The sequence below is a fragment of the Xanthomonas sp. MLO165 genome, assembly GCF_018831305.1.
In the GTDB taxonomy this organism is placed as follows: Bacteria; Pseudomonadota; Gammaproteobacteria; order Xanthomonadales; family Xanthomonadaceae; genus Xanthomonas; species Xanthomonas arboricola.
Window position 1 is genome coordinate 1,361,696 of the sequence record NZ_CP029263.1, and the last position, 20,037, is coordinate 1,381,732.

Below are 20,037 nucleotides of genomic sequence, written 5' to 3' on the forward strand. Positions count from 1 at the left end.
CTCAGCCCCCCGTCGACGGGTTGTCGGTGGCGGCGGCATGACGCGGCCGGCCGACCCACGGCAGGTGGTCGGGCAACTTGCCGGCATAGGTCTCCTTGACCCACGGATAGCTGCACATGTCTTTCATCAGCATGCTGGCGCGCACCTCGACATCGGCCATGGTGTTCTGGCCGACCTCGCGGAAGCCGAAGCTGCCATGGAACAGCAGCGCCGCATCGGCGCCATGGTCCAGGAACACCTCGCAGGCCAGTTGCGGGTAGCGCAACTCGGTGTAGCTCTGCACATCGGCGTAGAACGCACGCCCGACGCCACCGCCGCGACGGCGGCTGGCGACCACGATGCGGTCGATATAGAAGAATTCCGGGTAACGGTCCCGGAACCAGGCGAAATTGCTGCTGTCATGCGCACTGCCGCTGCCGAACCCGACCAGGAACCCGGCCAGGTTGCCGTCGCGCTCGGCGACGCGGAAATATTCGGCCTGCTCGTAGAAACGTTGCAGCTTGGTTGAATCCAGCGGCAGGATTGCCAGTCCGGCATTGTTGTTCAGGGCCAGGACGGAATCGAGCTCGTGCTCGCGCACGTCGCGGATAACGATCGACATTGGGACTCCGTGGGGTAACGCTCTCGACCCGAAATCGGATCTGCGTCGGATTATTGCATGCGTGGCCTGAAGCGGCGACCCGCCGTGTGCTGCCAGCCAGGCATGAGAACCGACTGCAGCATGCCAATGCCGGCAGCTCCTGCTGCCAGGCCCGGCGCGCCATGCCACGCGCATGCATGACTTCCGGCAAGAGGGCAGCCGCCCGGCGAGCGCCTAAGATGCCTGCATGTTGGGATACCTCAGTCATACGCGCGTCCTGCGCTTCGCCGGCCTGTTCACCTGGGCAATGATCGCCATGCCCTTGGTGTACACCTACTGGCCTGCGGCCGAAGAGGGCGACCACCGCAGCGTGGCCGAAGGCCTGCTGATGTCGGCGTTCTTCGTCGGCTTCGGCGCCAGCTACTTCTGGCTGACCCGCGGCCTGAGCAGCGGCGGCCATGCGCATTGGTACGACCGGCTGATCCTGCTGCTGCTGACGATCTTCGCGCTGGCGGTCAGCTATCTGAGCGGCACCGGGCTGGGCAGCATCCTGATGATGGTGGCGGCCGGGGTGATCCCCTGGCTGCTGCCGCTGCGCATCGGCGTGGCCTGGCTGGTGCTCAGCCAGCTGGCGGTGCTGCCGGTGTTCTATTACCTGCGCCCGGACTTCACGCTGTTTGCCGCACTGATGCAGTCGCTGCTGTACGGCGGCTTTTCGATGTTCATCTTCGTGACCAGCCTGGTCGCGCGCCAGCAGACCGATGCCCGCGAAGAACAGCGCCGGCTCAATGCCGAGCTGCGCGCCACCCGCGCGCTGCTGGCCGAAAGCGCCCGCGTCAACGAGCGCACCCGCATCTCGCGCGAGCTGCACGACCTGCTCGGCCACCACCTCACCGCGCTGAGCCTGAACCTGGAAGTGGCCGGCCACATCACCGACGGCCAGGCTCAGGAGCACGTGCGCCAGGCGCATACGCTGGCCAAGCTGCTGCTCACCGACGTGCGCGAAGCGGTCAGCCACCTGCGCGACAGCGGCGCGATCGATCTGGAAGCGGCCCTGCGCCCGCTGGTGACCCAGGTGCCGTCGCTGGACATTCACCTGGACATCGCCCAGCCGCTGACCCTGGACGACCCCGAGCGCGCCCACGTGCTGCTGCGCTGTACCCAGGAAATCATCACCAATGCGGTGCGCCATGCCGGTGCGCGCAATCTGTGGATCCAGGTGCGGCGCGATGCCGACACCGTGTTGATCGACGCGCGCGACGATGGCCATGGCGCCGACACGGTGGCGCCCGGCAACGGGCTGCGCGGCATGCGCGAGCGGCTGAACCAGTATGGTGGCCAGCTCGAGATTCAAACCCGGCGGGGTGACGGCTTCGGCCTGCGCATCTCCGTCCCAGGCGCGCCGGCACTGATGCCTGCGGCCGTGACTCAAGGAGTGTTCTGATGATCCGTGTGTGCCTGGTCGACGACCAAACCCTGGTACGCCAGGGCATCCGCTCGCTGCTGGCGCTGGATAACGGCATCGAGGTGGTGGCCGAGGCCTCGGACGGCAAGCAGGCGGTCGAGCAGATCCCGCAGGTCCAGCCCGACGTGGTGCTGATGGACATGCGCATGCCGGTGATGTCCGGCCTGGAGGCGCTGCAGATGCTCTCGCGCAACGGCACGCTGCCGCCGACCATCATCCTGACCACCTTCGACGACGACCAACTGGTGCTGGCCGGGCTCAAGGCCGGCGCCAAGGGCTACCTGCTCAAGGACGTCTCGCTGGAACAACTGGTCGGCGCGATCCGCACCGTGGCCGACGGCGGCTCGCTGGTGCAGCCGGCGGTGACCCAGCGCCTGCTGTCGGGCCTGGAGCACATGCGCAACGAGTTCGTCAGCCTGGACCGGCCCGATCCGCTGACCGACCGCGAGACCGAGATCCTGCGGCTGATGGCCAGCGGCTTCTCCAACAAGGAGATCGCCAACTCGCTGGGCGTGGCCGAGGGCACCATCAAGAATCACGTCTCCAACATCCTGTCCAAGCTCGGCGTGCGCGACCGCACCCGCGCGGTGCTGAAGGCCTTCGAGCTGCAATTGGTCTGATCGGCAGCGCAGGGGGTGCAGCTGCCGGCGCGCGGCGCTGCGCGCGCTTCGCAGCGCATGTGGCAACGCGCGTGGCGGGGTGGTCTGGTCGTTTCCACGCCGATCATGCGTGCTGCCGGAGGAACGAAAACCGCGCCGGCGGCAATCGCATCACACACAGGCATCGCGCGATGTGCATGATAGCTGCGCGCAATCTGCCCAAACCCTTGTGCAGGTTGGGATTGCGCAGTCATGGACTGCGCGGTTGCGCGGTGGATGACACCGCAAGACCGCGCTACCCGTCGCACAACTGAACATCTTTCTCGAAGCCTGCTAGGATGGCGGCTTCGCTTCACTCAACCCGGCCGTGGGATCGGCCCCGGAGACCTCCTGAATGACCCGTATTATCGAGTTCCTGATCGCCTTGGGGATCGTGGCTGGCTTGTTTGTCGTGGTGGGCTTGGTGTTGCCCTCGGAGCGGCAGATGTCCGAGAGTGTTGAGACCAACCGCAGGATGACGATTGTTTACGACACCGTGAACAGCTTCCGTCGTTTCAAGGATTGGAACCCGCTTGTGCTGCGTGACCCGAAGATCCAGCTGAAGCTGGTCGGCCCGACCGAGGGCAAGGGTGCACGCGTCGAATACAGCTCCACTGAAGGCTATATCGGCGACGGCAGCTGGGAGATCACCAACAGCGTCAAGAACGAGCGTGTTGAGATTTCGATCGACGATCCCACCAAGGGCTACGACAAAGTCACCAACTTCACCCTTGCGCCAACCGGCAAGAACAACAAGAACGTAAAGATCACCCAGGACTACAGCGTCAAGTACGGCTGGAACCTGTTCGGTCGTTATGCCGGCCTGTATGTCAGCCGCCACGTGGGCGACGACCTGAAGCTGGGTCTGTCGCGTCTGGCGATCGCACTGGCCACCGTGCCGAATTTCGACTACCGCGCCCAGCTCGACGGCAAGCCGGTGTTGAGCGATCTCAAGCTCGTCGATGTGCCGGCCGAGGACCTGCTGGTCGTCAACGCGGGCAACATCGATCGTGACAACGAGACGATCAAGAAGTCGATCAAGGACAACCAGGAGTGGATCAAGCGCGTGATGGACGCCAACGGCCTCGAGGCTGCTGGTCCGGTCCGCATCGTGACCACCGACTTCGCTACCGACAAGTACGCGTTCGACGTGGTGCAGCCGGTCCGCAAGCGTGCCGGTGGTGCGCCGAAGACCGATGCCAAGGCCGACACCGCCAAGGCCGATGCCAAGAAGGACGACGCCGCGGCTGCCGCACCTGTGGATGCAACCCCGGTTGCTGCAGCGGGCGAGGAGTTGAAGGTCAACATCCCGTCGGAAGCACCGGTCAAGTACGAGCGCACCAAGGCACACCGTTCCGCGTTTGCAACCTACGCAGGCCACATGGCCGGCCTGGATGCAGTGCGTAGCTCCCTGCGTGCCTGGGCTGCCACCAACGGCAACGACGTGACCGAGCGTCCGTACGAGTCGTGGAAGGGCGGCGTGGACAAGTCGTTTACGCAGGACGGTACCTACGACGTCTACTGGGCCATCAAGTAATCGTCTCACCACGATGATCTGATCCAGACGAAAACGCGCCGCAGTCCTGCGGCGCGTTTTTTTTTGCATCACGGCGCTGCAATGGAAACTTCGTTATGTCCCTGCTCGAACGTCGCAAGAAACATCCGTCGCTGCTGGCGTTTTGCGGCGCCTTGCTGGCCGCCGTCGCGGTGGGCCTGTCGGCCTATGCCTCGCACGGGGTGGCCGATGCGCTGGTGCAATCGCGGCTGCAACTGGCAGCGCTGTATGCCTTTGGCCACGGTGCCGTGCTGACGGTACTCGGCGCCACCGAAACGCGCGCGCTTGGCCGGCTCGGCCTGTATCTGCTGTTGCTCGGCACGCTGCTGTTTGCCGGCAGTCTGGTCGGCGGCGCGCTGCTGCACTGGCCCACCAGCCTTGCACCGGTGGGCGGCGTCAGCCTGATGCTGGGCTGGGCGGTGCTGGCGATCGGCGCGTTGAGGCGCTGAGCATGCCGCGCCATGCCCGCGGATTCGATGTGGAGGCCGCCTTCGCGCACCTGACCCGGCGCGATCGCGCGCTGGGCGCGTGGATGAAGCGCATCGGCCCGATCACCGCGCAGCCGGGTTGGCGCAAGCCGTTCGATCCGGTGGACGCGTTGGCGCGCGCGATCCTGTTCCAGCAACTCAGCGGCAAGGCCGCATCGACGATCGTGGCGCGGGTGGAAGCGGCCATCGGTGCGTCGCGCCTGCATGCAGACACGCTCGGTCGCATCGACGACGCGGCACTGCGTGCGTGTGGCGTGTCCGGCAACAAGTCGCTGGCGCTGCGCGATCTGGCGCGCCGCGAGCGCGATGGCGAGATTCCCTCCCTGCGCAGGCTCGCCTTCATGGACGAGGAAGCGATCGTGCAGGCGCTGATCCCGGTGCGCGGCATCGGCCGCTGGACGGTGGAGATGATGCTGATGTTCCGCCTGGGGCGCCCGGATCTTCTGCCCGTCGATGACCTGGGCGTGCGCAAGGGCGCCCAGCGCGTGGACAGGCAGGAACAGATGCCCACGCCGAAGGAACTGGCCATCCGCGGCGAACGCTGGGCCCCGTACCGCAGCTACGCCGCGTTTTATCTATGGAAGATCGCCGACTTCAGCGTGGCAGCCAAGGTGCCGACGCCGCGCTCGCAGGAATAGGGCGTTGCAGTGCGGTGCGTGCGGCTTGCCGCGCGCATTACGCCGCCGACCAACGCCAATGCCAGGGCTCGTAGATGATGCCGTAGGGATTGTCGCGCGGATAACTCAGCCGGTAGCCAAAGCGATCCGCGTTGTCGCGCAGCCACGCGAAGGCCGGCGTGGTCTCGAAGGATTCTTCCACCGGCGGCTCGCCGGGCGTGCCGATATCCAGTGCATCGCCGCTGTGGTGTTCGCTGAAGCCGGGCGCGGTGTTGACCGCCAGGATTTGCGGCACCGTCAGGCCGCGCGCCAGCTTGCGTTCGAAGATCGCCAGTTGGTAATCGTGGCTGCGATACCCGGACAACGCATCCAGCAGCACGCCAGCGCGTGCAGCGTCGGCCTGCATCTGCCGCCATGCATGGCTTGCGCCGGCGCTGAGCCACAACGGCCGTGCAAAACGATCGCGTCCGGCAAAGTGCAGGGCAGCAGGTTCGGCCACCAGGCTCAGCCCGGTCTGCCGTGGATACGCTTCCACGTCGATTTCCAGTTGCGCCAGCCGCTGCTGCACGCCGCTGACCGGCAACAGCGTGTTCGTACGGTCCGATGCACGCCCGCCTGGCAGTTCCAGCAGCGCCAGTGCCTCGTCCAGCCCCGGCTCGTACGCCAGTCGCGGGATCAACGGCATCACGCCCTGCGGCAGATGCGCGGCCAGGTAGCGTCCGTCGCGCTTGCGCCGCAGCAGCCAGTCGGCCTGCGCCAGCACGCGTGCATCCGCATTGCCGCGCGCACGCAGCAGGTCTGCCGGCCACAGTTCGATGTTGGAGGTGTTGAACAGAAAGCGTGGGGAGTTGCGCATCGCCGCAGCTTAGCGGGTGCCACGTGAGGGCTGCCAGTCCGGAGCGGCGCGAATGCTGGCGTGCGCCGGTAGAGATGCTCCGTTGAGCAGCGGCGGGGCGGATGCATGCGAGCGGAAGCTGATCCGTTCTGACGATCACTCACGCCTGTGCTTGTTCTCAACCGGGCTTACTTTCAAGCATCGGCGTCCTTGTCGCCCTGCGGCTTCGGCAGGCGCCCGGCCTTGCGTAGCGCATCGCGCAGCACGTATTCGATCTGCGCGTTGAGGCTGCGCAGTTCGTCGTCGGCCCAGCGCTGCGCGGCGGCCAGCACGTCGGCGTTGATGCGCAGCGGATAGGCCTTCTTCTCGCTCACTCGCGCTCCTGGCGGCCGCTGTGGCGGCGCAGGTGCATCACCATCGACACGATCAACACATTCACACCGACGAGCATGCCGATCACCACCGCGTAGATGCCGGCGCGGTTGTCGCCGGCCCAGTACAGGCAGGCAGCACCGATCAGGATGACCAGGCTGATCAGGGCCCAGCGCAGCCCCAGGCCGCGCGCGCGGTCGTCGTCGTCCGCACCGATGGAGGCGGCGATTGCCAATGCAGGCAAGCCGGAAAGCGCGACGACCAACGGCACCATGACATTCATTGCATCACCTCAATACAGCGAGCCGGCGTTGACCACCGGTTGGGTGCCACGATCAGAACACAACACGGTGAGCAGGTTGCTGACCATGTGCGCCTTGCGCTCTTCGTCCAGCTGCACCACGCCGTTTTTCTGCAACTCGGCCAGCGCCATTTCGACCATGCCCACCGCACCGGCGACGATGCGCGTGCGTGCGGCGATCACCGCATTGGCCTGCTGACGTTGCAGCATGGCCTGGGCGATTTCCGGCGCGTAGGCCAGGTGGCTGATGCGTGCTTCGATCACGTCCACGCCGGCCTGGGTCACGCGCTCGTCCAGATGGCGCTTGAGTTGTTCGCTGATTTCGGCCGGATGGCTGCGCAGCGAGATCTGATCGTCTTCGTGCTGATCGTACGGGTAGCTGGTGGCCATCGCGCGCAGCGCCGCTTCGGACTGGATATGCACGAAGCTTTCGTAATCGTCGACGTTGTAGACCGCCTCGGAAGCGTCCAGCACCTGCCACACGATGACCGCGGCGATCTCGATCGGGCTGCCGTCCAGTTCGTTGACCTTGAGCCGGCCGCTCTCGAAGTTGCGCACGCGCTGGCTGACCCGGCGCTTGGCGTAGAAAGGGCTGTTCCAGCGCAGGCCCGGGTCCTTGACCGTGCCGACGTACTTGCCGAACAGGCTCAGCACCGCCGCCTGGTTCGGCTCCAGCGTGTACAGGCCGGCCAGCATGAAGATGCCCGCCGCCACCACCAGCAGCGCAATCAGCAGCCCGCCTGGAGTCGGGCTGCCGGCCGCCAGGGTCGTGAGAATGAACCAGGCGGCGCCCGCGAACGCGGCGCCAGCGGCGAGGATGACCGGGATGCCCGGCAGTGAGCTGATCGGCTTCTCTTTCATGAGGTGGGTGTCCTTGGGGAGTTCAAAAAAGATATCAAAGTGATATCAGTCGATGCAAGTCGTGCGGTCGGCGGCCGGAGTGACGGCCCGTTAGAATGGCGGCCCCCTCCCGATCTGGACCGCGCTCATGACTACTCTCGGCACGCCGTTGTCGCCTTCCGCCACCCGCGTGTTGTTGCTGGGCTCGGGCGAGCTGGGCAAGGAAGTGGCGATCGAATTGCAGCGCTTCGGGGTGGAAGTGATCGCCGCCGATCGCTATGCCGACGCGCCGGCGATGCAGGTGGCGCACCGTTCGCACGTGCTGGACATGCTCGATCCCCAGGCGCTGCGCGCGCTGATCGCCCAGGAGCAGCCGCATCTGATCGTGCCGGAGATCGAGGCGATCCATACCGAAACGCTGCTCGCGCTGGAACGCGAGCAGGGCCAGCGGGTCATCCCGACCGCGCGCGCCGCACGCCTGACCATGGACCGCGAGGGCATCCGTCGCCTGGCTGCCGAAACACTGGGCCTGCCGACCTCGCCGTATCGCTTCGTCGACACGGCTGCCGAGTATCGCGAGGCGATCGCCGCGGTGGGCCTGCCGTGCGTGGTCAAGCCGGTGATGTCGTCCTCGGGCAAGGGCCAGAGCACCCTGCGCAGCGAGGCGGACATCGAGGCGGCCTGGGACTACGCGCAGACCGGCGGACGTGCCGGTGCCGGCCGCTGCATCGTCGAGGGCTTCATCGACTTCGATTACGAGATCACCTTGCTGACCGTGCGGCATGCAGGCGGCACCTCGTTCTGCGACCCGATCGGGCATTGGCAGAAGGACGGCGACTACCGCGAGAGCTGGCAGCCGCAGCCGATGTCAGCGGCCGCCTTGCAGCGCTCGCAGCAGATCGCGCAGGCCATCACCGACGACCTGGGCGGTCTGGGCCTGTTCGGCGTGGAATTGTTCGTCAAGGGCGACGAGGTGTGGTTCAGCGAGGTCTCGCCACGCCCGCACGACACCGGCCTGGTCACGCTGGTCTCGCAGGAGCTGAGCGAATTCGCCCTGCACGCGCGCGCGATTCTCGGCCTGCCGGTCGGTGCGGAAAACGGCGGCGTGATCCGTCAGAGTGGCCCGTCGGCGTCGTGCGCGCTGCTGGCGCACGGTCATGGCGTGCCGGCCTTCGACAATGTCGCGCAGGCTTTGCGCGACCCGGACACCGCACTGCGCCTGTTCGGCAAGCCGCGCGTGGACGGTCACCGCCGCGTCGGCGTCACGCTGGCGCGCGCCGACAGCATCGACGCCGCGCGCGCGAAGGCGCGGGTAGCCGCAGAGGCAGTGCAGATCCGGCTGGACTGAGCGCTGCGCGGGTCATGGCGCGGTTGCGGCGACCAGCCGCAATCGCGCCACGACACAAGCAACCACCCGACGCGTCAAATCCCCAATCCCCAATCCCCAATCCCCAATCACCGCGCCCCAGCCACATCCACCCAAACCGCATGATGGTCGCTGCCATCGGCGATCGCCGCTTCCGGCGTGGCGCTGGCGGGCCAGAAGATGCCGCTGCCGACCAAGGTGAACTGACGCGAAGGCAGCACGTAGTCCAGCCGCATCGTGCCCGCCTGCGGCCCGAAGTCGCCGGTGACCTGGTGCGGGTCGCCCGCATGGGCAATGCCTTGCGCGGCGTATTCGGCGGTTTTTTCCGGGCCGCCTGCACTGTGCGGCGTGGGGTACTGCAGCACCCGCGGGTGCGTGATCAAGGCGCGGATCGCATCGTGCCGGCCGGCGCCGTCGACCGGGTCGTTATTGAGGTCGCCGAGAATAACGAAGCGCGCATCGGCGGGCAGCCCGCCGCAGCGGCCCTGGTCGTCGCACAGCCAGCTGGCGTCCTTGGGATTGTCCAGATACTCGCGCCACAGCCGCAGCTCGTCGTGGTTGCGGGCGACGTTACGCTTCTCGGCGCCATCGAACACCGGCGGGGTGGGGTGCGAGACCAGCGCGTGCACCACACCAAGCGGCGTACGCACCGGCACGTCCCAATGTGATTTGGACGACAGCCGCAGTTGCGCCCAAATCGCGTCGCGATAGAACGCTTGTTTGCTGGACGGGTCGGTCGGGCGCAGCGCACCCGGCAGCGCGCTCCATTTCAGCAACTGGAAACTGCGCACCGCCTGCGTGTCGATCGGGTAGCGCGACAGCACCAGCATGCCGTACTGGCCGGGATGCAGCCCGTAACCCCAGGCATCGTTGCCGCGGGTGCGGCCATCGCCACCGACGCTGCCGTTGTTGTCCAGATCCAGGCCACTCGGCACGCCGGTATTGACCGGGGCCAGGTAGCGATACGGGTAGCGCAACGCTGCGCCGCCGCCCGGCTGGGCGACCTGAAGATAGCGCTGCTGGAACAGATCGGCGGCGCGGTGCTCGGGGTCGAAGTCGAACTCGTTGAGCAGCACCAGATCCGGACGCACCCGCTGCAGCACCGCGGCGATCTTGCGCGCGTGCGCGCTGTCGCCCTGCAGTTCGCGCACCAGGCCGCCGGCCTGATCCGAATACAGCGAGGTGTTGTAGGTCGCGATGCGCAGCTGGGCCGGCGCGGAGGCGGCAGTTGCCTTGGCGCTTGTCTCCGGAGAGGTCGCCTGATGGGCGCAGGCGGCGCAGAGCGCGGTCAGCGCAAGCAGTAAGAGAGGTCTGATCATCGCCACATTCTCGCATGTGCAAGACGACAGCCCGATGTCGTCCCGGCGGGGTTCACCCTTCCGGTGCAGCGGCAGGAAGCCCACGCCACTGGCGGCCGTCGTAGGCCTCCAGCGCGCTGAAGCGGCGCTTGTAGTTCATCTTGGCATGGCCGTCGATCCAGTAGCCCAGATACACATGCGCGCGGCGCTCGCGTTGCGCCCACTGGATCTGCTGCAGGATCGCAAAGGTGCCCAGGCTGCGCGCAGTGGCATCCGGTGCGTAGAACGTATAGACCGCCGACAACGCATGCTCGGTGACATCGGTGACCGCAACGGCGAGCAGCCGCCCAGGCGCATGCGCCACCGCCGGTTCGCGGATTTCCAGGAAGCGTCCATGCGACCAGCCGCCGATCAGGAACTGGTCGAATTCGGTGGCGCCATGCTCGTCCATGCCGCCGCCGGGATGGCGGTGCTTGAGGTACTGCCGGTACAACGCGAGTTGTTCGTCGGTGCGCTCGGCAGCAACCACGCGCACCACCAGGTCCTGGTTGCGCGCCAGGCAGCGGCGCTGGCTGCGATCGGGCCGGAACGCATCCACCGCGATGCGCACCGGCACGCAGGCGCGGCAACGTTCGCAATGCGGCCGGTAGACCAGATCACCGGAGCGACGGAATCCCCATGCCAAGGCCTGCGGATAGATCGCACCCAGACGCGGGTCGTGTGGATCCAGCACCAGGTCGCGCGCACGGCGCTCGGACCAGTAGCCACAGGCATGCTCGCCGGTCTGGAACAGGCGCAGGTCGTCATGGGTGTCGGCGTGGATGGCCATGGCGTCAGGATAGCGCCTGCGCGTCGCAACGGCGGCGACTGTCCGCCGGATGAATACGCCCGGTTGCCGCGTCAACGCGCGCGCCGATGGCTCGTTGATGTGGGTGTTGGTGGCAGCGCACGGTGGATCCGGATGCGCCACCCACGCGATGCGGCCCATGCAGGTGCCGCGTGTGGTTCCCACATTCCAGGAGTTTCTCATGACGTCTCGCAAACCGTTTCTCGCACTGGCCGTGCTGGCTGCCCTGTCCACCGGCGCGGTGTTCGCCGCTCCGCCTGCCGCCGGCGATGCGCCGCGTCCTGCCAAACTCGACAAGAACGGCGATGGCGTGATCGATCGCAGCGAAGCCGCCGCCGACCCCAAGCTGGCCGCACAGTTCGACACGCTGGACACCAACAAGGACGGCAAGCTGTCGCGCGACGAGCGCCCGCATCATCGCGGCCCGGGGCGCGGTGGACGCGGCGAATGGCTGAGCAAGCTCGACACCAACAAGGACGGCCGCATCAGCCGCGAAGAAGCCAAGGCCGACCCCAAGTTCGCCGCGCGCTTCGATGAGATGGACATCAACAAGGACGGCTTTGTCGATCGCGCCGACCGTGAGCTGCGCATGCAGCAGCATCGCGACGCGTGGTTTGCCAAGGCCGATACAGACAAGGACGGCAAGCTGAGCAAGGCCGAGTTCGATGCCGCATCCAAGCAGCGTGGCGAGCATGGCCGCTGGGGTCAGGGCGAGCATGGCGATCACGGCAAGCGTCCGATGCCGGCCAAGCCTGCCGCGGGCAACTGAGTTCATCCAGTCGCTTACCCGGTCGCAGTGCTGCGACCGGGGCAGCACTGACGTCACACGCAGCATGTAAACCGCAACACGCAACAAGGCGCCGATCGACCAACGGCCTCCCGCGCAAGCAGGGGGCCGTTTTTGTTGACTGGAATGGCCGCACTTGCCGCATACGGCGATGGCGCCACGCCGGGATCAGAGCATCCCCAGCTTCATGTAGTGCCGCACAATGGGCAGCATGACCGCCGCCGTGCTCACCAGCATCGCGGCCGGGCTGAACATGCAGCGATACAGCAGCGGTGCCCGCGTGGTGCCGCGTCGTTGCGCATCGCGTTCCAGCATCGGGCGCATGACGCGTGGCAGCACCCGGATGGATTGGTAGTTGAGCACCGCCATGCCTGCGCCCAGCAACAGCAGCGACGTCCATGCGCCGGCATCCAGGCGTTTGAGCAGCAGCGTGCTGCCCACCACCAGCACCGACGTCAGCGTGGTGATGTGCAGGAAACGACGAATCGCCGCTGCTTCGGCGGCGGTCTGCGCAAAGCGCAGCAGATACCAGCACGACCAGTACGTGCCGACGCCGGCAACCAGCACGGCGCCGGCGGCGAACAGCGACGGCAGGCCGAGCCAGAGGCTTAGCGCACCAGCGGCGCCACCCCCGCCCAATGCCGAGCCGGTCAGCCCGCTCACGCCTAATTTGCCCGCGCCCCCCATGCCGGTCAGCACGATGGCCGCGCTCGCCGTCCCCGGCGCGGCCAGCAGGGTTGCCGAGGTCACCGCGGTGGCAAAGGCCACGCTGGGCGCGCTGCCACGGGCGAACTCGCCGAAACGGCGCAGCAGCTCGCCGCGCACGCTGGCACGTGCCCGCGACAGGCGCTTGCGCACGGCCGCATCGCTCAGGCCGAGCAGCGAGGCAACCTGCCGCGAACTCTGGCCTTCGCGATAAAACAGCAGCAGCGTCTCGCGGCTCTCTTCGGGCAATGCAGAAATGATGTCGAGCGCGGCGATCTCTTCTTCCACCTGCAGCAACTGGTCGGCGGGCGAGGGGGCCGGGTCGGCAGCCATCGCGATCGCCAGGTCCGCCGCTTCGCCGCTGAGCGCGCGATGCCGGTTGGCGCGCAGCCAGTCGCGCGCCAGGTTGCGGGTGATCTGCCGCAGCCACGGCAGGAAACTAGCCGGCTGATGCAATTGCGCCAGCCGCTGCCAGGCGCGCAGAAAGGCTTCCTGGGCGATGTCTTCGCTGGCGGCGATATCGCGGGTGATCGCCAGCGCGATGGCGGTCACCGTGTTCTGGCAGGCGCGCACGATGCGGCCGTAGGCCTGCTGGCAGCCGGCGGCGGCGACCGGCAATTCGCGTTGCAACATCAGGTCTAGCGTGTCGGTGTGCATCGGCGCAATCCATGTCCTGGTCCCAGCATGACGCAGGCGAGCAGCGGATGTGACCAACGTGATGGCGGTGGCGCCTGGCGCAGCGCCGGGTGACTGCGCTCAGCGCGCCGGCTGGATCCGTACACGCACTTCGTCGTCTTCTGCGGCGGGCGGTGCGGTGGTGGCGGGCGCTGGTTGCGCGGCCGGCGGTGCCACTGGCCTGGCCGCATCCGGGGCATTGCGATGGCGCAGCACCACGAACATGGCGACCGCGCCGATCACCAGCAGCAGCACCAGCCGGATGCGCCAGGCCCAGCTGCGCGCATTGGTGCTCGAGCCGTTTTCGCCGTCGCGGAAGGTGTACTCCACATTCGGCAGATCGCGGCGGGTGGTGTCGAGCAGGCGTGCGTCGCGCAGCAGATCGCGGGCACGCGGCTGGTCGTCGGCGTGCACGATCCACACCGTGGGGTAGGCCTGGGCGTTGCCCTGTTCGAGATAGCTGAACTGGCCGCTGCGCTTGCTCTCGTAGGAGCGGCCGTTGCTCATGCGCACGTCGATACCGGCGTTGCGCAGGAGATCGGCCACGCCTTCGGCGGTTTCGATACGTTGACTGCTGAAGATCTTGCGCATGCTTAAGGAGTGCCAGCGATTGCCGAGCAGGGCGCGCTGCGAATGCGCTTGCTCGAGCTGAAAGAAAGGAGCGGCAAGGACGTCGATCCAGGCCGGAAAGTGCAGGCGGCCATCAGCATGCCTGCGCGCGACGAACGCGGTGCAGCGATCAACATGGCGAGTCGTTTGCCGGCACCGCGATCGCGCTGCCGTCGGGCACCACCCGGATCAGGCCTTCCTGGGTGGTGCTGGCGACCAGCACGCCATCGCGGGTGAAGAACTGCCCGCGCGCCAGGCCGCGCGAACCCTGTGCGGTGGGGCTGTCGAGCGAATACAGCAGCCAGTCGTCGGTGCGGAACGGGCGGTGGAACCACAGCGCGTGATCGAGCGAGGCCATCTGCACGTTCGGCGTGTAGTAGCTGATGCCATGCGGAAAGGTGGAGGTGCCCAGCAGCTGAAAATCCGAGGCATAGGCCAGCAAGGCCTGGTGCAGGCCGACGTCGTCGCCGACCGGGTCGCTCAGGCGCAGCCACATCTGCTGGAAGGGCGGGCGCTTGGGCGGCTTGAGTTCGTCGCGCGGAAACACATGGCGAAACTCGAACGGGCCGCCACGCGACAGCCAGCGCTGCACCTTGGCAGGCAGTTTCTCCAGCACCTCCGCTGCCAGCGGCGGGGTGGGTTCGATGTCTTCGGGCGGCGGTACCACCGGCATCGCGGACTGGTGTTCGGCGCCGTCTTCGCGCTGCTGGAACGAGGCCGCGCAGAAGAAGATCACCTTGCCATGCTGGATCGCGGTGACCCGGCGCACCGAAAAACTGCCGCCATCGCGGGTGCGGTCGACGTCGTAGACGATCGGGTGGTCGATATTGCCGGCGCGCAGGAAATAGGCATGCAGGGAGTGCGCCTGGCGACCGTTGTCCACGGTGGCCTGCGCGGCGGCCAGTGCCTGGCCCAGCACCTGTCCGCCGAACACGTACTTGGTGCCGATGTCGCGACTCTGGCCGCGGAACAGGTTGTCTTCCAGGCGCTCCAGCGACAGCAGGCTGATCAGTTCGGAGACGACGGGTTCGGCAGTGGCGGACAAGGGGCTGGCCTGGGCGTGCGACGGACCGCGATTATAGCGGGCCGCCCCCTGCGCGCCGTGCGGGAGCGGCGTCAGGCCTTCTGCAGCCGCGCCACTAGGCCGTGCAGGGCGGCCTGCGCATCCGGCGCGTACCAGCCGTCGATGAAGCGCTCCAGCTGGATCAGCTCCGGCGCCAGTGCCGCGCGCAGATCGGCGCGGGCAATCGCGCGCGTGGCCAGCATCGGCTGGCGCGGCAGCTGCTGCAGGTCCTGCAGCCAGGCCACCGCGCGCGCGGTGACCAATTCGCCATCGACCAGTTCGTCGACCAGGCCGATCGTGACTGCCTGCTCGGCCGGCAGCAGCTGCCCGGAGATCAGCAGGCGCTCGGCGCGGTGCGCCCCGACCACGCGGCGCAGCAGGCGCTGGATGCCTTCCGGCGCGGCCATGCCCACCTGCACTTCATTCAAGCCGATCGCATACGGTTTGGCGGTATCGGCGCTGCGCGCCATCACCCGGTAGTCGCAGCACAGTGCCAGCACGCAGCCGCCGGCCGGCGCATGCCCGCCGATGGCCGCGACCACCGGCACGCGGCTGTTGGCCAGCGCCTGCGCGGCCTCGAAGAAGGCCGTCCAGCTGGCCAGCAATGCGGCGCGGTCGGTGCCATGCGCCAGCAGGTGCGGCACGTCCATGCCACCGGAAAAGATCCGCTCGCTGCCCGACAGCACGATGCCATCGGTCTCCTCGCCGGCCTGCTGCACCGCAACGCTCAGGGCCTGGCACAGCGCGCTGTCCAGTGCATTGACCGGCGGGCGCGCCAGACGGATTTCGCGTAGACGGCCATGGTCTAAGATCTGGATGCTCATTCGGGGCTCCTGGAGGTTGGGTCATGATAGACGGCAGTCGAAGCAGGCAGCGCATGTACGCACGCGTGCTCGGTGCATGGGTGATGCTGGCAAGTGCAGGCGCTGGCGCGCAGTGCCTGCCCGAGTTCAAGGGCGGCTGGATCCGCATTCCGCCACCCGGTGGCATGGGCATGGCAGCGGGCTTCGGGCAGTTCCACAATGGCTGTGCGCAGCCGTCGAAGGTCACCGAGGCCAAGAGCAGTGCGTTTGCCGATGTGTCCATCCACGAGACCACGCAAACCAACGGCGTCAGCCGCATGCGCGCGGTGCCGGAGCTGGCATTGCCGGCCGGCAAGTCGGTGCCGCTTGCACCGGGCGGCCTGCATTTGATGCTGATGGAAGCGCGTGCGCCGCTGCAGGAAGGCGCGCAGGTGCCGGTGACCTTTACCTTGCAGGATGGCCGCGAGGTCAATACCACGCTGCAGGCGCGCAAGCGCGCGCCGGGTTCGTAAACGCGCGCAGTGCGTGGCTGAGCGAGGCTGCAGCCGTGCAGGTTGCAGTTCTTGCAGAGCCCACTACGCGATGTTGCCGATCAAACGCGATGCGTGGTGGCAGGTAGCCGCCACTTCACTGTGTCAGTCCGGTCTCGATCACGTGGCCTGTCGGTGGTATCGCGCAGCGGCATGACAGGATCGCTGCAAACAACAACGGCGGCTCCCGGAAGAGCCGCCGTCGTCTTATGGCGCTGGAGATCCAGCGCGCAACTGGCAAATCTCAGCTGCTGGCGGCGCGTACCGCGTCCGGCAGCGATGCGCTCTTGCCGGTCTGCGTGTCGATCCACACCACCACCACGTTGCCATCGGAATACAGCACGCCCTCGTCCTTCTGGTCGAGGATGCGGTGGCCGATGGTGATGCTGCTGCTGCCCAGGCGCTCGACGAACAGTTCCACCAGGATGTCGTTCGGCCATATCAGCGGGCGCTTGTAGTTGACGTTGGTGGCCGCGACCACCGGCGCGATGCGGTCGGTCATCGCCACGCCTTCAACGCCCAGCATCCAGCGCACGCGCGCTTCCTCCAGGTACGAAATGTACTTGGCGTTGTTGACATGGCCCATGCTGTCCATGTCGCGCCAGCGCACGCTGATCGGGATGCGTGCCAACACCTTGTGCTCTTCGCTCATCAGCTTGCCTTCTTCTTTGCGGTTTTCTTGGTGGCGGACTTGGCGACTTTCGCCACCTTCTCCGGTTTGATCTTGCGTGGCGGGCGCGCATCGGGCTTGTTGGCCATCGCCGCCGGCCGGGTCTCGCGCGCCTTCACCGATGGCAGCATCTTGGCCAGGAACTGCCCGGTGTAGGACGCCTTGTGCGCGGCCACATCTTCCGGCGTGCCGGAGACCAGGATGCTGCCGCCGCGATGGCCACCTTCCGGGCCCAGATCCACGATCCAGTCGGCGGTCTTGATCACGTCCAGATTGTGTTCGATCACCACCACCGTGTTGCCCTCGTCGCGCAGCTTGTGCAGCACGCCGAGCAGCGCTTCGATGTCGTGGAAGTGCAGGCCGGTGGTCGGCTCGTCGAGGATGTACAGGGTACGTCCGGTATCGCGACGCGACAGCTCCTTGGACAACTTGACGCGCTGCGCCTCACCGCCGGACAGCGTGGTCGCGCTCTGGCCCAGCTTGATGTAACTCAGGCCCACATCCACCAGCGTTTCCAGCTTGCGTGCGATCGACGGCACTGGCTCGAACAGCCGCAGTGCGTCCTCGACGGTCATCTGCAGCACGTCGCTGATGTTGAAGCCCTTGTAGCGGATCTCCAGCGTCTCGCGGTTGTAGCGCTTGCCGTGGCAGACATCGCAGGGCACGTAGACGTCGGGCAGGAAGTGCATCTCCACCTTGATCAGGCCATCTCCCTGGCAGGCCTCGCAGCGGCCGCCGCGCACGTTGAAGCTGAAACGGCCCGGCGAATAGCCGCGCGCACGCGCTTCCGGCACCTGTGCGAACAGCTCGCGCAACGGGGTGAACATGCCGGTGTAGGTGGCTGGATTGGAACGCGGGGTGCGCCCGATCGGCGACTGGTCGATATCCACGACCTTGTCGAACAGATCCAGATTCTCCACCTCGCGATGCGCGGCCACCGGATGCGAGGCGCCGTTGATCTCGTTGGCCGCCAGCGAGAACAAGGTGTCGTTGATCAGCGTGGACTTGCCCGAGCCGGACACGCCGGTGATGCAGGTCAACAGGCCGGCCGGAATATCCAGGTCGACATTCTTCAGGTTGTTGCCCGTCGCCCCGCGCAGATGCAGCATCATCTTCGGGTTGGGCTTGTGGCGCTGCTTGGGAATCTCGATGCGGCGCTTGCCCGACAGGTACTGGCCGGTCAGCGAGCCGGGTGCATCCAGGATGTCCTGCAGCGTGCCCTGCGCGCAGATTTCGCCACCGTGCACGCCGGCGCCGGGGCCGATGTCCAGCACGTAATCGGCCAGGCGGATCGCGTCCTCGTCATGCTCGACGACGATCACGGTATTGCCCAGGTCGCGCAGCCGCGTCAGCGTGCCGAGCAGGCGTTCGTTGTCGCGCTGATGCAGGCCGATCGACGGCTCGTCCAGCACATACATCACCCCGACCAGGCCTGCGCCGATCTGGCTGGCCAGCCGGATACGCTGCGCCTCGCCACCGGACAAGGTATCGGCCTTGCGTTCCAGGGTCAGGTAATCCAGGCCCACGTCGACCAGGAAGCCCAGCCGTTCGCCGATCTCCTTGACGATCTTGCTGGCGATCTCGCCACGCCAGCCCGGCAGCGACAAGCCGCGGAAAAAGCTCAGCGCCTCGTTGACCGGCAGCACCACCAGTTCGGGCAGCGGGCGGTCGGCGACGAACACGTTGCGCGCGGCACGGTTCAGGCGCGTGCCGTTACAGGCCGGGCAGGGCTGCTGGCTGACGTACTTGGTCAGCTCCTCGCGCACGGCCGGCGATTCGGTTTCGCGGTAGCGGCGTTCCAGGTTCGGCAGGATGCCTTCGAAGCGGTGCTTGCGCGTGGTGCGCCCGCCCGCATCGGTGAAGTAAGTGAAACTGATCGCCTCATCGCCGCTGCCGAACAGCACCGCCTGGCGCACTTTGGCTGGCAGCGTGTTCCACACCGCGTCCACGTCGAACTTGTAGTGCTTGGCCAACGAGGCGATCAGCTGGAAATAATAGGCATTGCGGCGATCCCAGCCGCGCACCGCGCCGGCCGACAGCGATAGCTCCGGATGCACCACGACGCGATCCGGGTCGAAGAACTCGGCCACGCCCAGGCCATCGCAGCTGGGGCAGGCGCCCACCGGTGCGTTGAACGAAAACAGCCGCGGCTCCAGCTCCGGCAGCGAGTAATCGCAGACCGGGCAGCTGTACTTGGACGAGAACAGGTGCGGGGCCGCGGCCGGGTCGTCCAGCGACTGCACTGCGACCATGCCTTCGCCGAGCTTGAGCGCAGTCTCGAAACTTTCCGCCAGCCGTTGCTTGATGTCTTCGCGCGGACGGAAGCGGTCGATCACCGCCTCGATGGTGTGCTTCTGGCGCAGCGCCAGCGGCGGCACCGCGTCGATCTCGTATAGCTCGCCATCCACGCGCACGCGCACAAAGCCCTGCGCGCGCAGCTGCTCGAACACCTGCGCATGCTCGCCCTTGCGCTCGCGGATCACCGGCGCCAGCAGCATGTAACGCTGCTCCTGGTCCTGCGTGAGCATGTGGTCGACCATCTGGCTGACGGTCTGCGCCTCCAGCGGGAAGCCGTGGTCCGGGCAGCGCGGCTGACCGACGCGCGCGTACAGCAGGCGCAGGTAGTCGTAGATCTCGGTGATCGTGCCGACCGTGGAACGCGGGTTGTGCGAGGTCGATTTCTGTTCGATCGAAATCGCCGGGGACAGGCCTTCGATGTGGTCCAGGTCCGGCTTTTCCATCACGCTGAGGAACTGGCGCGCATACGCCGACAGCGACTCGACGTAGCGGCGCTGGCCTTCTGCATAGATGGTGTCGAACGCCAACGACGACTTGCCCGAGCCGGACAGGCCGGTGATCACGATCAGTTTGTCGCGAGGCAGGTCGAGGTCGATGTTCTTGAGGTTGTGCGTCCGCGCGCCGCGGATGCGGATGAAATCCATCGCCATGGGGGATCCGATGTCGGGCCGGCGAACCGGCGGTGGTGCGAGCGT

Annotated in this window: 21 protein-coding genes; 8 read left to right on the forward strand and 13 right to left on the reverse strand. The window is 66.9% G+C overall.

The genetic code is table 11. From position 1 onward, the window contains the following. Position 1 precedes the first annotated feature (1 nt). Positions 2-601: a GNAT family N-acetyltransferase gene (locus tag DGN21_RS05885; protein WP_126962257.1), complete on the reverse strand. Its 600-nt coding sequence runs from the start codon at positions 599-601 to the stop codon at positions 2-4. Between the two features lie 226 nt (positions 602-827). Here DGN21_RS05885 and DGN21_RS05890 point away from each other — a divergent pair, with 226 nt between their 5' ends. The 5 genes from DGN21_RS05890 to DGN21_RS05910 all read left to right on the forward strand — a co-directional run bounded on the left by DGN21_RS05890 (position 828) and on the right by DGN21_RS05910 (position 5,364). Further along, on the forward strand, positions 828-2,024 hold the full coding sequence (locus DGN21_RS05890) for a sensor histidine kinase (protein WP_016901692.1): 1,197 nt from the start codon (positions 828-830) through the stop codon (positions 2,022-2,024). Then, positions 2,024-2,665 carry a response regulator transcription factor gene (locus DGN21_RS05895; protein WP_016901693.1) on the forward strand — a complete coding sequence of 214 codons (642 nt, stop codon included), beginning with the start codon at positions 2,024-2,026 and terminating at the stop codon, positions 2,663-2,665. The genes DGN21_RS05890 and DGN21_RS05895 overlap by 1 nt, the downstream gene beginning before the upstream one ends. A 373-nt stretch (positions 2,666-3,038) precedes the next feature. Beyond that, positions 3,039-4,220 (forward strand): SRPBCC family protein, encoded by a 1,182-nt coding sequence (locus DGN21_RS05900; RefSeq protein ID WP_215825154.1) that lies wholly within the window; start codon positions 3,039-3,041, stop codon positions 4,218-4,220. 95 nt (positions 4,221-4,315) lie between these two features. Beyond that, the gene (locus tag DGN21_RS05905; protein WP_126965668.1) at positions 4,316-4,687 is read left to right on the forward strand and encodes a DUF423 domain-containing protein; all 372 of its coding nucleotides are present in this window, start codon (positions 4,316-4,318) and stop codon (positions 4,685-4,687) included. A gap of 2 nt (positions 4,688-4,689) precedes the next feature. Then, positions 4,690-5,364, forward strand: coding sequence for a DNA-3-methyladenine glycosylase (locus DGN21_RS05910; protein WP_126965669.1), 675 nt, complete (start codon positions 4,690-4,692; stop codon positions 5,362-5,364). Between the two features lie 37 nt (positions 5,365-5,401). Here DGN21_RS05910 and DGN21_RS05915 read toward each other — a convergent pair whose 3' ends face one another. From DGN21_RS05915 to DGN21_RS05930, 4 genes are all read right to left on the reverse strand, one after another. Beyond that, a complete protein-coding gene (locus DGN21_RS05915; protein ID WP_160954591.1) occupies positions 5,402-6,199 on the reverse strand; it encodes a M15 family metallopeptidase in 798 nt (265 codons plus the stop codon). Between the two features lie 173 nt (positions 6,200-6,372). Further along, entirely contained in the window at positions 6,373-6,552 is a 180-nt protein-coding gene (locus DGN21_RS05920) for a hypothetical protein (protein WP_024939461.1), read from the reverse strand. Then, positions 6,549-6,833 (reverse strand): hypothetical protein, encoded by a 285-nt coding sequence (locus DGN21_RS05925; RefSeq protein ID WP_016901699.1) that lies wholly within the window; start codon positions 6,831-6,833, stop codon positions 6,549-6,551. Before DGN21_RS05925 ends, DGN21_RS05920 begins: the two co-directional genes overlap by 4 nt. 9 nt (positions 6,834-6,842) lie before the next feature. Beyond that, positions 6,843-7,712 (reverse strand): SPFH domain-containing protein, encoded by an 870-nt coding sequence (locus DGN21_RS05930; protein ID WP_160954592.1) that lies wholly within the window; start codon positions 7,710-7,712, stop codon positions 6,843-6,845. A 127-nt stretch (positions 7,713-7,839) separates the two neighbouring features. Between DGN21_RS05930 and purT the strand changes: the two genes are divergently transcribed. Next, positions 7,840-9,039, forward strand: coding sequence for a formate-dependent phosphoribosylglycinamide formyltransferase (purT, locus tag DGN21_RS05935; protein WP_160954593.1), 1,200 nt, complete (start codon positions 7,840-7,842; stop codon positions 9,037-9,039). A 107-nt stretch (positions 9,040-9,146) separates the two neighbouring features. Here purT and DGN21_RS05940 read toward each other — a convergent pair whose 3' ends face one another. Continuing rightward, positions 9,147-10,376, reverse strand: coding sequence for an endonuclease/exonuclease/phosphatase family protein (locus tag DGN21_RS05940; protein WP_237474882.1), 1,230 nt, complete (start codon positions 10,374-10,376; stop codon positions 9,147-9,149). A gap of 52 nt (positions 10,377-10,428) precedes the next feature. Beyond that, the gene (locus tag DGN21_RS05945; RefSeq protein ID WP_039519976.1) at positions 10,429-11,343 is read right to left on the reverse strand and encodes an arginyltransferase; all 915 of its coding nucleotides are present in this window, start codon (positions 11,341-11,343) and stop codon (positions 10,429-10,431) included. A 40-nt stretch (positions 11,344-11,383) separates the two neighbouring features. On the opposite strand from DGN21_RS05945, the gene DGN21_RS05950 reads away from it, so the two are divergent. Beyond that, positions 11,384-11,971, forward strand: a complete 588-nt coding sequence (locus DGN21_RS05950) for an EF-hand domain-containing protein (RefSeq protein ID WP_039530107.1) — start codon at positions 11,384-11,386, stop codon at positions 11,969-11,971. Positions 11,972-12,157: 186 nt separating this feature from the next. On the opposite strand, the gene DGN21_RS05955 is transcribed toward DGN21_RS05950, so the two are convergent. The 4 genes from DGN21_RS05955 to DGN21_RS05970 form a co-directional block, all read right to left on the reverse strand. Next, a complete protein-coding gene (locus tag DGN21_RS05955) occupies positions 12,158-13,351 on the reverse strand; it encodes a sigma-70 family RNA polymerase sigma factor (protein ID WP_160954595.1) in 1,194 nt (397 codons plus the stop codon). 99 nt (positions 13,352-13,450) lie between these two features. Beyond that, positions 13,451-13,960, reverse strand: coding sequence for a pathogenicity-like protein (locus tag DGN21_RS05960; RefSeq protein WP_016901706.1), 510 nt, complete (start codon positions 13,958-13,960; stop codon positions 13,451-13,453). A gap of 148 nt (positions 13,961-14,108) precedes the next feature. Beyond that, positions 14,109-15,023, reverse strand: a complete 915-nt coding sequence (gene tesB, locus DGN21_RS05965) for an acyl-CoA thioesterase II (RefSeq protein WP_016901707.1) — start codon at positions 15,021-15,023, stop codon at positions 14,109-14,111. Positions 15,024-15,094: 71 nt separating this feature from the next. Continuing rightward, positions 15,095-15,865 (reverse strand): enoyl-CoA hydratase/isomerase family protein, encoded by a 771-nt coding sequence (locus DGN21_RS05970; RefSeq protein WP_160954596.1) that lies wholly within the window; start codon positions 15,863-15,865, stop codon positions 15,095-15,097. 53 nt (positions 15,866-15,918) lie between these two features. Between DGN21_RS05970 and DGN21_RS05975 the strand changes: the two genes are divergently transcribed. Then, the gene (locus tag DGN21_RS05975) at positions 15,919-16,356 is read left to right on the forward strand and encodes a copper chaperone PCu(A)C (RefSeq protein ID WP_237474883.1); all 438 of its coding nucleotides are present in this window, start codon (positions 15,919-15,921) and stop codon (positions 16,354-16,356) included. Between the two features lie 262 nt (positions 16,357-16,618). On the opposite strand, the gene DGN21_RS05980 is transcribed toward DGN21_RS05975, so the two are convergent. Further along, positions 16,619-17,026, reverse strand: a complete 408-nt coding sequence (locus DGN21_RS05980; protein WP_024940078.1) for a thioesterase family protein — start codon at positions 17,024-17,026, stop codon at positions 16,619-16,621. Then, positions 17,026-19,992 carry an excinuclease ABC subunit UvrA gene (uvrA, locus tag DGN21_RS05985; protein WP_160954598.1) on the reverse strand — a complete coding sequence of 989 codons (2,967 nt, stop codon included), beginning with the start codon at positions 19,990-19,992 and terminating at the stop codon, positions 17,026-17,028. The genes DGN21_RS05980 and uvrA overlap by 1 nt, the downstream gene beginning before the upstream one ends. Positions 19,993-20,037: the final 45 nt, after the last annotated feature.